Here is a 12,967-nt window from a genome sequence, read left to right as displayed (position 1 = left end):
AACTCAAACACTAAATCATAAGCAATGGTACAAATTGTTAAAGCCGGGATGGAACATCTCGATGAATTCGCGGAATTATTCAACAGTTATCGCATCTTTTACCGTCAGCCTTCAGACCTCGAAAAGGGAAAAGCATTTTTAAAGGAACGGATCAGCAACGGTGAATCCGATACCTTCCTGGCCATCGTAGACGGGAAAGCTGTAGGGTTTGCGCAGCTCTATTCCCTGTTTCACTACAAAAAGCTCCAGCGCCAGTGGCTGTTGAGCGACCTGTTTGTCAACCCCGACTACAGAGGCCGCGGCATCTCCGTGGCGATCATCGACCGCTGCAAAACTTTCTGCGATGAAACCGGCGCCTGCGGCCTGCTGCTGGAAACAGAAAAGACCAATGTGATTGGCAACCAGCTATACCCCAAAACAGGATTCGAAGTGGACAACGAACACAATTATTACAACTGGTGGAAGGCATAGGAGACAAACCATTTCCGGGGCAATGCATCCATTGCCCCGGAATACTATGCTCTTTCCGTCCGTCGGGGATTTTTTATCTTTATGGCTCATCTATCTCCCGACACATGCAGGAAAAGCTGAGACAACATATAGAAAAAATAATTCCCCTGTCAGATGAAGAGTTTGCCTTTGTGCTTTCCCACTTCACCGTTAAGCAGGCTAAAAAGAAAACTTTTCTTTTCCGGATGGGCGAAAGCGTACGGTATTCCTATTTTGTCGTATCAGGACTTTTAACCCTCATCTATCATGACGATACCGGGAAACAACACATCGTTTCCTTTGCGATGGAAGACTGGTGGGAAAGCGACTACCAGGCGTACTTCTCTCAAACCGCCGCAGGCATGTCGCTGCAATGCCTCGAAAACACGGAGCTATACTGCCTTACACTGCAAGATTACCGGAAACTATGCAGCGGGCTTCCGAAAATGGAACACTTTTTCCTGCAGAAAGCCAACGCCGGCCATGTAGGCTCCCAACGGCGCATCCTGTCTTTCCTAACCTCCAATGCCAAAGAACGTTACGAGCAATTATTACAACGTTATCCCGCGCTGCTGCAGCGGGTACCTAAAACATTGCTGGCGTCTTACCTCGGCGTATCCCGCGAAACGCTCAGCAGGCTTGGGCCCTCTTCTTAACCCTCTTTTCAAAATTGTGAGGTTTGTCACACAAAAAGAAAGCCGCCCTGGCCACCTTTGCAGGGTACTTTTTTAACCGGGACGCATGCAGCATCCCACCTCAAACGATCACAATGGAAAAGAAAATCACAAACCCATGGAAATGGCAGGACGAACGCGGTTATGTACAAGCCGTGGAAGTTAAACAGGTAACCGGCACCCTCTACTGTGCAGGACAGGCAGCAGTACATCCGGACGGCACGTCGTCCGATGCCGATATGCCCACCCAGCTGCTGCTGGCGCTGCAAAACCTGGAGCAGGTGGTCCGCGAAGCCGGCTATGCCTGCAACGGTATCGTTCGGTTGACGGTTTACACCACCTCTTCCGAAACATTTGTCAATACCTGCTTTGAGCTGTATAAGGAATGGGCTGCGAAACATGGCGTGCAGACGGCGGTAACGCTCATGGAGGTAAAGGCGCTTTTTGAAACGCTTAATATAGAATTTGAAGCCACCGTAGTCAGGTAGGAATCTTTTGATTTGCGATTTCCTGATTTGATATGCGTTGCACGTCCTCTAAATCAGGAAATCGCAAATCAAAAAATCTCTAAATGCAAATTACCAGGTGAAGATTGCCATAACAGAATACTGCCCGCAGTTTGGGCATTCCCTGCAGGTCGGCATCCCGGACGTTGTTGTCATAAAAACCGAATTCTTCCAGGCTGGTGAAGCTGCGGATGCCAGACAGGCTACGGCAGCTTCATCAAAGGTGGCAGTGGGGAAATACCTGCAAAATGTGTATTTTTTATACCGGTAAACCAGTATCTTTTTCCTTACAGGTCGTCTATCACATCTTTATACCCTCTGCCTATCGGTATGGACACGCCATGCAGCGAAATCGCTTCGGCGGTATAAGACTCTATTTTACTGACGGATACAATGAAAGAACGGTGCACCCTTTTGAACGTATGGGAAGGCAGCAGTTCTTCGATCTCGTTGGTGCTCATTTTAGAGACATGCTCCTGTCTGGTGGTCACAATACGGATATACTCCCGCTGGCTTTCGACGTACAGTATCTCCGAGAACGGAATACGTACCCGGCGTTTTTGCACTGTCACGAAAATATAATCCCGCTCATCGCCGGCTGTCCGCTTCTGATCGGCCCTGACCTTGTTTACCGCCGTCAGGAACCGCTCGAACTCAAAGGGTTTCAGCAGGTAATCCGTCACATTCAGGTTAAACCCTTCTACGGCATACTGGTGATAAGCCGTCGTTACGATCACCGCCGGCGGGTTGACGAGCGTTTTCAGGAAAGCCATGCCTTTGAGTTTAGGCAGATGAATATCGAGGAACATCAGGTCGGTTTCCTGCTGCATCAAAAACTCCGATGCCTGCAGGGCATCTTTACACACCTTTTGCAGTTCGAGGAAAGGCACCTGCGAGATGTAGTCGGTCAGCACTTTTGCGGCCAGCGGCTCGTCCTCTATAACGATACATTTAATTTTAGACATGGCTTGCCAGGTTAATTTTTAAGGTAGCAGTAAAAACATAGTCTCCCTTTTTCACATCGAGCTGATAGTCGGAATACAGCAGTTCCAGCTGCCGCCGCAGGTTGGAAAGGCCGATCTGCGGGCTGAAATTTCCTTCTCCGGCCGGTTCGCCGGTAGAATTTTTCACCACAAAAAACAATTGCCTGTTTTTTATGGTGAGATGAATATCTACGAAAGGGTTTTCCCTTGTTTCAGAAGCTCCGTGTTTAAAGGCGTTCTCCACCAGCGGTATCAGCAACAACGGAGGCAGGGACTGTTTCGCGTCTTCCAGGTCATGGTTAAAATTGATCCGCAGTGAATCGTCATAACGCAGCTTTTCCAGGGCGATGTAGTCATCGATGATTTTCAGGTCTTTTTCCACCGCGATATAAGGTTCGCTGGTTTCATAGAGCATATACCGCAACATCTTGGACAGCCGCAGGATGGACTCCGGGGCCAGGTCTGACTTGTCGCGCGCCAGCGAATAGATATTGTTCAGCGTATTGAACAGGAAATGCGGGTTGGTCTGGGATTTCAGGTAATTGAGTTCCGCCTGCTGGCTGGCAATGCGCAGTTGCTGGGCGTGTTGTTTCAGCTGGATGTAATTATACAGATGCCTGACAACAGCGAAGAACACCAACGACCCTATGCTGTAGCCAATGAGGATGCCCAGGCGGTCTTCCACCGGTACCGGTTTGCCCAGCGGGGTGAAGATATGCAGCGTAATACCGAGGTAGCGCCACAACAACAGACCTATAGAATAGGCCAGCACGTAGGCCAGCAAGATGAAGAAGCTGTACAGGGCATTTTTCCATCCCAGTTTGGGTAGTGTATGTTCCAGCAGCCGGTAGCTGACCACAGACACGAAGAAGGCCAGCCAGGTTTCATTCACCACCCGCAGGGGAAAATCACCAGCGCCTTCCACCAGGTCCTGTAATATGTTTAGCAGCAGGAAGAGCGGTATCAGCCAGCGGTACAGTTCATAGCGGCGTATGCGGGATCGTATTTTCATCTTGTTGTTTGACAGGATAAATGTCGATAAATATTTTCCTATCTCCTAATTACCGGCCCTGCTTGACGGAACCTTGCCGTTTGTTGACCGGAACCTGTCGTCTGTTGACACGGCGCACCGGTAACCCTTTCTGGCAGCTACTTTTACATCGCCGGCAATCCAAATATCCAACGTTTACTTTCAACCTTAACAAACATGAACAAGTTTATATCATTCGGCGAAAAAGTGGATGGTTACGATATCCCGGTATTGAACGAACGGGAGATCAGGGCCGCTGCCGGGATACTCTTCCTCGCCACCTATACCTCGCTGATGTTTATTGTTTTCGACGGCAATTTCGTGATGCTGAAATATGTCATCTCTCTTTTCCTGCTTGACCTGCTGATACGGGTGTTCATCCATCCCCGGTTCTCTCCCACCCTGGTCCTGGGGCGGCTGATCGTACGCAGGCAGGTGCCGGAATATGTAGGCGCGCCCCAGAAACGGTTTGCCTGGAGCATCGGCATCGTGCTGTCCGCCACTATGTTTTATCTCTTTGTGATCGTTAACGCCTACAGTCCCATCACCGCTGCCGTTTGTTTTATCTGTCTTTGTTTTCTCTTCTTTGAAGCCGCTTTTGGCATCTGCCTGGGCTGCCTGGCGTACCCGCTTTTCTTTAAGAAAACCGTGCAGCACTGTCCGGGAGAAGTATGTGAACCTCAGAACAGGCAGGCCATCCAGAAAGTATCTGCCGGACAGCTGGCCGTGCTGGCGTTGTTCATCGCGCTGCCCATTGCAGGATCTTTTTTCCTGCAGGAGCATTTTGCAAAGGCGCCACACGCCATGTTTAAATCACTTGCACCTGCCAAAACCAAATAGTCATGCCGTCTTATACGATGCCCTGCAACAGCGGACTGGAAGACTATTTCGCTACGTACCGCCGTCATATCATCGGCTACCGGCAGTCTTTCCTTTCCCCATTCGGAAGAAAACGGATCATCTATGCCGACTGGACCGCCAGCGGGCGTGCCTACGGCCCTATTGAAGATACTATCCGGCAGCAGGTATTGCCGTTCGTGGGTAACACCCACACCCATACCACCGTCACCGGCACATATATGTCTGAAGCGTACGAAACGGCCAAAGGTATTATCAAAGCACATGTCAATGCAGCGGAGGAAGACGTACTGCTTTTCTGCGGCAGCGGCATGACCGGCGCCGTCAACAAACTGCAAAGGCTGCTGGGGCTGCGCATACCCGGCAGGGCGGCAACCTGCCTGCACAGCACCTACCGGGAAGAAGCCGGGAGACCGGTGGTATTTGTTACCCACATGGAGCATCACAGCCATCATATCAGCTGGCTGGAGACCATGGCCACCGTGGAAATCATTGCACGGGACGCCAACGGCCAGGTGGACCTCCGGCACTTCCATGCTTTACTCGAACAGTATAAGCAGCGGACTGTCAAGATAGCGGCGGTGACCGCCGCGTCTAACGTGACCGGCATCCGTACGCCGTACCACGACATGGCAAAACTGGTCCACCGGTACAATGGCTGGTGTTTTGTGGATTTTGCCTGTGCGGCGCCCTATTGCGATATCGATATGCACCCCGATGAACCCGGCGCAGCCCTCGACGCCATTTATTTCTCGCCGCATAAGTTATTGGGCGGCCCCGGAACGCCGGGCGTGCTGCTCTTTCACCAAAAGCTTTACTGCCATGCCGCGCCGGACGAGCCCGGCGGCGGCACGGTAGACTATACCAATCCGTGGGGGGAATACGACTATACCGCCGATATTGCACAACGGGAAGATGGCGGCACACCGCCTTTTCTGCAGGGCATCAAGGCGGCGATGTGCATACGGCTGAAAGAAGCGATGCAGGTCGATAACATCCGGCAGCGGGAGGAGGCGCTGTTATCGGTTATACTGCCGCGGCTGGCGCGGATACCGCAGTTGCAGGTACTGGAGCCGCAGGCGGTGCAGCGATTGGGGGTGGTGTCTTTTATCGTGCCGGGCGTACATTACCACCTGGTTGTTCGCCTGCTGAACGACCGGTTCGGCATCCAGCTGCGCGGCGGCTGTTCCTGCGCCGGCACCTATGGCCATCTGCTGCTGAACGTGGACAAGGAGCGCTCACATGCTATCCGGCAGTCTATCCTGTCAGGCGACATGTCCTGCAAGCCCGGGTGGGTGCGGTTGTCTGTCCACCCCACGATGACCGACCGGGAAGTGCATTACATACTGGATGCTATTGAGGCTACGGTTTTGCAGGCAAGGACATGGGGCCGCGATTATGTGTATGACGCCCGTACCAATGACTTCCGTTTTCAGGGGGCGGCAAACACAACACCGGTGGACAGCTGGTTTAACGTAGACGGCTGGCATCTCCCGTAAAACAAAAATAAAGCATTCGCTGAGACAGCCGCCATATGGGGCCACCCTCCCCGGGGAACATTGAATTTCAAAATAATCCCGGATTTGTTGATTTAAAGACCTACCTTTATTCAAATTACACATATTCAAATTACACAGGCTCCTGCCTCGGCTTCTTCTGACTTAGTCTGGATTACTTTCTTTTCTTCCTCAGTCTTCGCTTTTCCAGCTGCCGCATTTCTTACCTTTTAAAGTTTTAATCTTATGAACATTTTTGTTGGCAATTTAAGTAACCAGACAACAGATCAACAGTTAACTGCCTTGTTTACCCCGTTTGGCCTCGTGCGGAGTGCTAAAGTAATTATCGATAATTATAGCGGCCGCTCCAAAGGTTTTGCCTTTGTAGAGATGCCGGTTGACAGCGAGGCAGAACACGCTATCCGTGAGCTGAACAGCGCTTCTGTCAACGCACAGACGATCGTTGTTAATGAGGCAAGGCCCAGAGCAGAAAGAGAACGTTCCTCCCGGTCGAGATATTAAGTCGCCGGTAACACGCTCTTTAGAAGGGCATTTTCCGGGGCATCACAGGAATAATTACGCAATCATGCGATTTAACCAAAACCAGTAAACTATGGCGGATTCTTTTTCCAAAAAAGAAAACAGAAACAAAAAAGCGAAAGCGAAAGAAGACAAAGCTCAAAAAATGAGAGAGCGGAAGCTGAACAACAATAAAGGCAAAAGCCTGGAAGATATGTTGGCTTATGTGGATGAAAATGGAAACATCAGCGACTCCCCTCCCAGAGAAAACAGAAAAGCAGAAATAGATTCGAAAGATATCCAGATCGGCGCCACGCCCCGTCCCCCGGAAGATCCCATCAGAACTGGAATAGTTAATTTCTTCAATACCTCTAAAGGATTTGGATTCATCACAGACGACAAATCCAAAGAAAGCATATTCTTTCACATTAACCAGGTGTCAGAGCCCATCAAAGAGCGGGACAAAGTGTCTTTTACGCGCGAAAGAGGCACAAAAGGCTACAATGCGGTAGATGTGAAAAAGGTAGGTTCCGGCGCCAAAAACGCCCTCTGAACCATCTGCATTTATTGAAATACTCCTGAAACTATCAACAGCCGGCTGACACATTGGATGTGTCAGCCGGCTGCCTTGTGCTTATTTATGACAGGACAGGTTGTTCCTCAGGACGATGTCCCAGGCGGATAATTTTGATATAAGAAAGCAGCCGGATTACATGATACACCGGATCTATCTCAAACCAACGCTGCCCGAAATTCACTGAAGAAGGGTGCTTATGGTGGTTGTTATGGTAAGATTCCCCCAGCATCAACACATCCACGAACAACAAGTTCATGGCTGTATTGCGCAACCTGAAATTGATGTAACCATATTTATGGGCAAACCAATTGACGATGGCACCATGAAATGCGCCCATTGTCACCACTATCGGCAGTAACAGGTATTGATACGGATTGGTGGCAAACACAATGAAAAACGCTACATATACCGCTACCCATAACAACCGGGAAAGCGTGCTGTTGGCAAACCGGTCAAACCAGCCCCATTCCGGCAGGTTTTTGGTGTATTTTGTCTCCACGTCAACCTTGTTATGCAGAATCTGCTGATATGCCGTCCTCGTGTCCCACATCATCGCAAAGATGTTTGAAGAGTTTGAAGGCGAATGCGGGTCCAACTCAGTGTCGGTATGCGCATGATGCAACCTGTGCATCACAGCATATGCGCGGGGACTCATATAAGAAGACCCTTGCGTAAGATAAGTGAAAATAAAGAAAAAGCGCTCCCAGCCTTTACTCATGGCAAATGCACCATGAGCGGCATATCTGTGCTGAAAAAAAGTCTGTGAAAACAATGAAAGATACCAGATGGCGGCGAAAAAAATAAAGATAACCATATTTGAAATTTGTGAAGCGGGAATAAATCTCAAATACGCCAGTAGAATAAATGAAAAGATAAAAACGCTATCCGATGAGTAAGGATATAAATGTAACTCTTTTGTTGTTAACAAAATGGTAAATGGTGGCGGTGGCAATACTTTTACAATTCTTAACCTCCTGTTCGCTCATTTTAACCCGCTGACGTATTATCCGCGTTTGTTGTTTATTTTTAACAGGAATAAATCTGCTAATTATTAAATCCTCAATACGTGTTTGCAAAGGAGACTTATACCAACAGAAGAAACAGGCTGCAGGCCGATATGGGCAGCGGTATCATTTTACTGCCCGGCAACGAAGACAGCGGTATGAACTACCGGGATAACATCTATCCTTTCCGGCAGGACAGCACCTTCCTGTATTTTATCGGGATAGACAGGCCCGGACTGACGTTTGTACTGGACATTGATAACAACCGGGAGATATTATTCGGCAATGAAGCCACCGTGGAAGAGATCATGTGGACAGGACCGGTAGACACGCTGGCCGCCGATGCTGCCCGGGCGGGACTTACAGACGTAAGGCCATTATCGCAGCTGGGTAACTTCCTGTCGCAGGCAGTACAGCAGCAACGTCCGGTCCACTACCTGCCGCCTTACCGGCCTGAACATACGCTGAAGCTGGCCGCCTGGCTGGATACGCCCGTCGCGGCAGTAGCGCAGGGGGTATCCGTAGCCCTCATCAAAGCGGTCATCCGCCAAAGGGCCATTAAATCCACCGAGGAAATAGCGCAAATAGAGACCGCCGTCAACACCACCATCGATATGCAGCTCAAAGCCATGGAGCTGGCGGCCGCCGGCGTAACGGAAACGGAGATCGCCGGTCGCCTGCAGGCGGTGGCCATCGCCGCCGGCGGTAATACGTCCTTCCCCGTTATCCTTACGGCCAACGGGCAGTTTCTGCATAACCATCCCCATAAGACCGATTTCCGGGAAGGGCAACTCGTCCTCTGTGACTGCGGCGCGGAAAACGCGATGCGTTATGCAGGAGACCTCACCCGTACCCATCCCGTCAGTAAAAAATTCAGTACCGCACAACGCGAAATTTACGATATCGTTTACAATGCCTACAAAGCCGCCGCCGATGCTGTAAAACCAGGCATCCGGTATAAAGACGTACACCTGCTGGCCTGTGAACAACTCGCCGCCGGGCTCATCTCCCTCGGCATCATGAAAGGCGATGCCAAAGAAGCCGTGGCAGCAGGCGCACATGCGCTGTTCTTCCCCTGCGGCCTCGGGCATATGCTCGGCATGGACGTTCACGATATGGAAAACCTGGGTGAACAATATGTCGGCTATACAGACAACCTGAAGAAAAGCACCGACTTCGGCCTGAAATCACTCCGGCTGGGACGTGAACTGGAAGAGGGTTTTGTACTGACGATAGAACCGGGCATCTACTTCAATCCGTTGCTCAATGCAGCCTGGAAGGCGGAAGGGAAACATCCGGCGTTTATCAACTACGATAAGCTGACCGCCTATGATAACTTCGGCGGCGTACGCATCGAAGATGACTTCCTGATCACCGCCGGCGGCAGCCGTATCCTCGGACGCCCGTTCGCCACAACAGCCACCGAAATCGAAGACCTGATCGCATCATAAATATTTTTTCTGCATGAAAAAAACCCTGCGGCTGTTGCCGCTTCTATGGCTATTTGCCTGTAATACCCATCCCGCAAAGGAAAACGGGCAACAACAGCTGGACCGGCTCGCGGTGCAGTACGTACGCCTCGGGCTGAATATCGGTCAGTATGACCCTGATTTTGTAGACGCCTATTACGGGCCGGATTCCCTGAAGCCCGCTTCCAAACAGGAAGTGTTTCCGAAAGACAGCTTTCTCGCGGAAGTGGATGCACTGAAAAAAGCATTGCAGGAAGTTGCCGGCGCAGCAGCCAACGATACGCTCCGCATCCGTGCCAACTGGATCACGCAACAGCTCACCGCTTTCGGCCGCCGCATCCGGATATTCTCCGGCGAATACAAACCATTTGATGAAGAGTCCAAAGAACTGTTCGGCGCCGTGGCGCCTGTGTATCCCGAAACACATTACCAGTCGCTGATAGCGGAACTGGACAGCCTGCTCCCCGGTAAAGGTCCGGTAGCAGCCCGCTTCCAGCTGCTGGCCAACCGCTTCGTGATCCCTAAGGAAAAACTGGACACCGTTTTTAAAACAGCCATTGCAGAAGCCCGTAAACGCACACTGCAGCATTACGACCTGCCCCCCACGGAAAACTTCACGCTGGAATATGTCAGCGGCAAACCATGGATGGGCTACAACTGGTACAAAGGACACTATCAGAGCCTCATCCAGGTGAGCGCCGACCTGAAGATATTTATCGAAAAGGCTATCGATCTCGGCTGCCATGAAGGGTATCCCGGACATCATGTGTACAACATGCTGCTCGAAAAAAACCTGTATCACGATAGAGGCTGGACCGAAATCTCCCTATATCCCCTCTTCAGTCCGCAGTCACTCATTGCGGAAGGCAGCGCCAATTACGGCATTGAGCTGGCTTTCCCGGGAGAAGAGAAAACCACCTTCACCAGAGACGTACTGCTGCCGCTGGCTGGCCTGGACACCACCGGTATCACGGCCTATTTCCATGCGCTGGACATCAAAGGCAGGCTCAATTACGCCCGCAATGAAGTGGCCAGGGGGATGCTGAACGGCACTATGTCTGATTCCACCGCTGTGCAGTGGCTGCTGAATTATACGCTGCTCAACGGCGAAGCAGCCGAAAAAGGATTACAGTTCATCCGTAAGAACCGTAGCTATGTCATCAATTACAACTATGGCCAGGACCTGATCAAAAACTATATTGATGCCAAAACCGCTGCAGGTCAGCCGGAGAAACGATGGGACGCTTTCGGTTATCTGCTGAGCAACCAGATTACACCTGCCGACCTGATGAAAGCCGGTGCCGGTAAATAATGTAAAACGGGGTGGATACGGCCGCCATTCACTTGGAGGAATCCGGGCCTGCGTCGTTGCCATTAAACTACTAGCCTTTAAAATATAACAGGGGGGCTCCGGCCCCCCTTCTCATAATCCTTCTTTAAGCACTTTGAAAACAAACTCCCGGTAACTATTCCCGATCGGCAGTTCCTGCCGCCCCACTTCCACGTCCTGCAATGTAAAAGCCGTCACCCGCGAGAGGTTGACGATAAACGAACGGTGGATGCGTAAAAAACGTTTGTCACGGACCTCTTCCTCCATATCGCCGATCTTGTATTTCGCCATAAAAGTGGTCCCGTCCGCACGGTGCACCACCACGTAGTCTTTCACGCTTTCTATATAGAGGATGTCATCCGTTAGTATTTTATTGAACTTGTTACCGGTTTTCAGGAAGATGTATTCTTCCTGCGGCGCCAGGCGTGCAGTAACAGCCGTCGTTTCCCGGGGAGAAAAACGGGAGTAGTACCGTTCCACCGCTTTAAAGAAGCGTTCGAAGGTGATCGGTTTCAGCAGGTAATCCACCACGTCCAGTTCATAGCCTTCGAGGGCATATTCCCGGTAGGCGGTGGTAAAGATGACGGCAGGCGGCTGCCGTAAAGTTTTCAGGAATTCGATGCCCGTAATCTGCGGCATCTTTATATCCAGGAAAAGCAGGTCTACCTGTTTGGTGCGCAGCTCCTGCGCCGCCTGCAGCGCATTGGAGCAGGTGCCCACTATTTCCAGTGTGCTGAGCTGGCTGATATGGTTCTGCAATAATGCTATTGCCAGCGGTTCATCGTCTGTAATAAGGCATTTTATTTTCACACCTGTCGATTTAAACGCAGCTCCAGCTTCGCTGTAAATATGCGCTGCGCTACACTCGTTTCAAATGTATGGGATTCCGGGTAAAGTAACGCCAGCTGCTTACGGATATTTTCCAGCCCAATCCCCAGCTGCTGGTCCACCTTCTGCTCAAAAGTATTACTGATAGAGAAAATCAGCAGGTCATCCTGTTGTGTCAGCACAATCCTTATCTCCGGGGAACCCGCATCCTCCCCCGCCCCATGCTTGAAAGCATTCTCCACGAGCGACAACAATATCAGGGGCGCTATCTCCACATCCCGTTCCACCCGCTGCTCAAAAGAAATAACCAGCCGGTCGTCATAACGGAGCTTTTCCAACTCGATATAGTTCTGCAGCAGGGATATCTCCTGTGATACCGGCACAAACATTTTATCGGAACGGTACAGCAGCGTGTCCAGTATGGCCGACAGGCGGGCGATGGAAGGTGATGTCTGCGCCGACTGCATGATGGACAGGGAGTAAATATTATTCAGGGTATTGAACAAAAAATGGGGATTGAGCTGTGCTTTCAGGGCACTCAGCTCGATGTCCGTTTTTTGTTTTTCCAGCTCCATGGCCCGCTTACTCACCACATACTGATCTTTCAGCAGTTTGATGAAAATGAAGACCGAAGCGTAGGTAAACGCCTGGAAAAAGTAATTAAAAAACAGAGCGCCTATATCTGTAAAAATGACCCGCACAGATTCCTGTTCAAAAGGCTTGAGGCGGATAAGCGGTTCCAGCACGTACACCACGCTCAGCCGCGTCAGCGCCGATATCAGGTACAGCACTACCAGTGATACGACCACCGTGCGGAAATAGTTTTTTGCCGTCAACAACTGCGGCAGTACCCAATAGGCTAAAAAATAGGTGATGGGGGCGGTACTTCCCAGCTCGAACAACCCGACAAACAGCAAATTATTGAACGGCTCCGGGGTGGACGGGTTGGGATACCTGGCGGCATACCGTATAGCAGACAAGGAGCACACCCCCAGCCAATACAGGCAGTGTGCCAGGAGCCGGTGTTTGCCGGTAAATAATATGATTCTTTCAATTAAAGGCATGATCGTAAAAGTACCAAACTTTAGGTCACCTTAACGGTACCGTCGACGAATCTGGCCGCTACGCGTATGAAAACAGGGTTTCCGCAGCCGAACACCCTTTTAGCCCCATTATCCACTGTCTGTATCCCGCAACCTGTTGT

At 50.8% G+C, this 12,967-nt stretch carries 14 protein-coding genes; 9 read left to right on the top strand and 5 right to left on the bottom strand.

The features are described 5' to 3' along the window. Nucleotides 1-24 precede the first annotated feature (24 nt). From B5D63_RS07675 to B5D63_RS07665, 3 genes are all read left to right on the top strand, one after another. A complete protein-coding gene (locus tag B5D63_RS07675; protein ID WP_078668127.1) occupies nucleotides 25-471 on the top strand; it encodes a GNAT family N-acetyltransferase in 447 nt (148 codons plus the stop codon). A 104-nt stretch (nucleotides 472-575) separates the two neighbouring features. After that, on the top strand, nucleotides 576-1,145 hold the full coding sequence (locus B5D63_RS07670) for a Crp/Fnr family transcriptional regulator (protein WP_078668126.1): 570 nt from the start codon (nucleotides 576-578) through the stop codon (nucleotides 1,143-1,145). 113 nt (nucleotides 1,146-1,258) lie between these two features. Further along, on the top strand, nucleotides 1,259-1,651 hold the full coding sequence (locus tag B5D63_RS07665) for a RidA family protein (RefSeq protein ID WP_078668574.1): 393 nt from the start codon (nucleotides 1,259-1,261) through the stop codon (nucleotides 1,649-1,651). A 305-nt stretch (nucleotides 1,652-1,956) separates the two neighbouring features. Here the strand turns inward: B5D63_RS07665 and B5D63_RS07655 are convergent, their stop codons facing one another. Together B5D63_RS07655 and B5D63_RS07650 are read right to left on the bottom strand one after the other, a co-directional pair. Then, nucleotides 1,957-2,634, bottom strand: a complete 678-nt coding sequence (locus tag B5D63_RS07655) for a LytR/AlgR family response regulator transcription factor (RefSeq protein WP_078668124.1) — start codon at nucleotides 2,632-2,634, stop codon at nucleotides 1,957-1,959. After that, nucleotides 2,627-3,664 (bottom strand): sensor histidine kinase, encoded by a 1,038-nt coding sequence (locus tag B5D63_RS07650; RefSeq protein WP_078668123.1) that lies wholly within the window; start codon nucleotides 3,662-3,664, stop codon nucleotides 2,627-2,629. Before B5D63_RS07650 ends, B5D63_RS07655 begins: the two co-directional genes overlap by 8 nt. Nucleotides 3,665-3,859: 195 nt before the next feature. Here B5D63_RS07650 and B5D63_RS07645 point away from each other — a divergent pair, with 195 nt between their 5' ends. The 4 genes from B5D63_RS07645 to B5D63_RS07630 all read left to right on the top strand — a co-directional run bounded on the left by B5D63_RS07645 (nucleotide 3,860) and on the right by B5D63_RS07630 (nucleotide 7,108). Next, nucleotides 3,860-4,522 (top strand): DUF4395 domain-containing protein, encoded by a 663-nt coding sequence (locus B5D63_RS07645; protein WP_078668122.1) that lies wholly within the window; start codon nucleotides 3,860-3,862, stop codon nucleotides 4,520-4,522. A 2-nt stretch (nucleotides 4,523-4,524) separates the two neighbouring features. Then, a complete protein-coding gene (locus B5D63_RS07640) occupies nucleotides 4,525-6,039 on the top strand; it encodes an aminotransferase class V-fold PLP-dependent enzyme (RefSeq protein ID WP_078668121.1) in 1,515 nt (504 codons plus the stop codon). A 243-nt stretch (nucleotides 6,040-6,282) separates the two neighbouring features. Continuing rightward, nucleotides 6,283-6,558, top strand: a complete 276-nt coding sequence (locus B5D63_RS07635; protein WP_078668120.1) for an RNA recognition motif domain-containing protein — start codon at nucleotides 6,283-6,285, stop codon at nucleotides 6,556-6,558. Between the two features lie 91 nt (nucleotides 6,559-6,649). Next, nucleotides 6,650-7,108 (top strand): cold-shock protein, encoded by a 459-nt coding sequence (locus B5D63_RS07630; protein WP_078668119.1) that lies wholly within the window; start codon nucleotides 6,650-6,652, stop codon nucleotides 7,106-7,108. Nucleotides 7,109-7,193: 85 nt separating this feature from the next. On the opposite strand, the gene B5D63_RS07625 is transcribed toward B5D63_RS07630, so the two are convergent. After that, nucleotides 7,194-7,946 (bottom strand): acyl-CoA desaturase, encoded by a 753-nt coding sequence (locus B5D63_RS07625; protein WP_078668118.1) that lies wholly within the window; start codon nucleotides 7,944-7,946, stop codon nucleotides 7,194-7,196. Nucleotides 7,947-8,198: 252 nt separating this feature from the next. On the opposite strand from B5D63_RS07625, the gene B5D63_RS07620 reads away from it, so the two are divergent. Next, nucleotides 8,199-9,587 (top strand): aminopeptidase P family protein, encoded by a 1,389-nt coding sequence (locus B5D63_RS07620; RefSeq protein ID WP_078668117.1) that lies wholly within the window; start codon nucleotides 8,199-8,201, stop codon nucleotides 9,585-9,587. A gap of 13 nt (nucleotides 9,588-9,600) precedes the next feature. Then, the gene (locus B5D63_RS07615) at nucleotides 9,601-10,917 is read left to right on the top strand and encodes a hypothetical protein (RefSeq protein ID WP_078668116.1); all 1,317 of its coding nucleotides are present in this window, start codon (nucleotides 9,601-9,603) and stop codon (nucleotides 10,915-10,917) included. 111 nt (nucleotides 10,918-11,028) lie between these two features. Here the strand turns inward: B5D63_RS07615 and B5D63_RS07610 are convergent, their stop codons facing one another. Together B5D63_RS07610 and B5D63_RS07605 are read right to left on the bottom strand one after the other, a co-directional pair. Next, complete coding sequence (locus B5D63_RS07610; RefSeq protein ID WP_078668115.1) at nucleotides 11,029-11,745, bottom strand: LytR/AlgR family response regulator transcription factor; 717 nt, start codon at nucleotides 11,743-11,745, stop codon at nucleotides 11,029-11,031. Beyond that, entirely contained in the window at nucleotides 11,742-12,827 is a 1,086-nt protein-coding gene (locus B5D63_RS07605) for a sensor histidine kinase (protein ID WP_078668114.1), read from the bottom strand. Before B5D63_RS07605 ends, B5D63_RS07610 begins: the two co-directional genes overlap by 4 nt. Between the last annotated feature and the right edge of the window lie 140 nt (nucleotides 12,828-12,967).

It is taken from the genome of Chitinophaga eiseniae, assembly GCF_900167135.1.
GTDB lineage: Bacteria > Bacteroidota > Bacteroidia > Chitinophagales > Chitinophagaceae > Chitinophaga > Chitinophaga eiseniae.
Note: the sequence above shows the minus strand (reverse complement) of the source record. Positions and strands in the feature narration are given on the sequence as shown.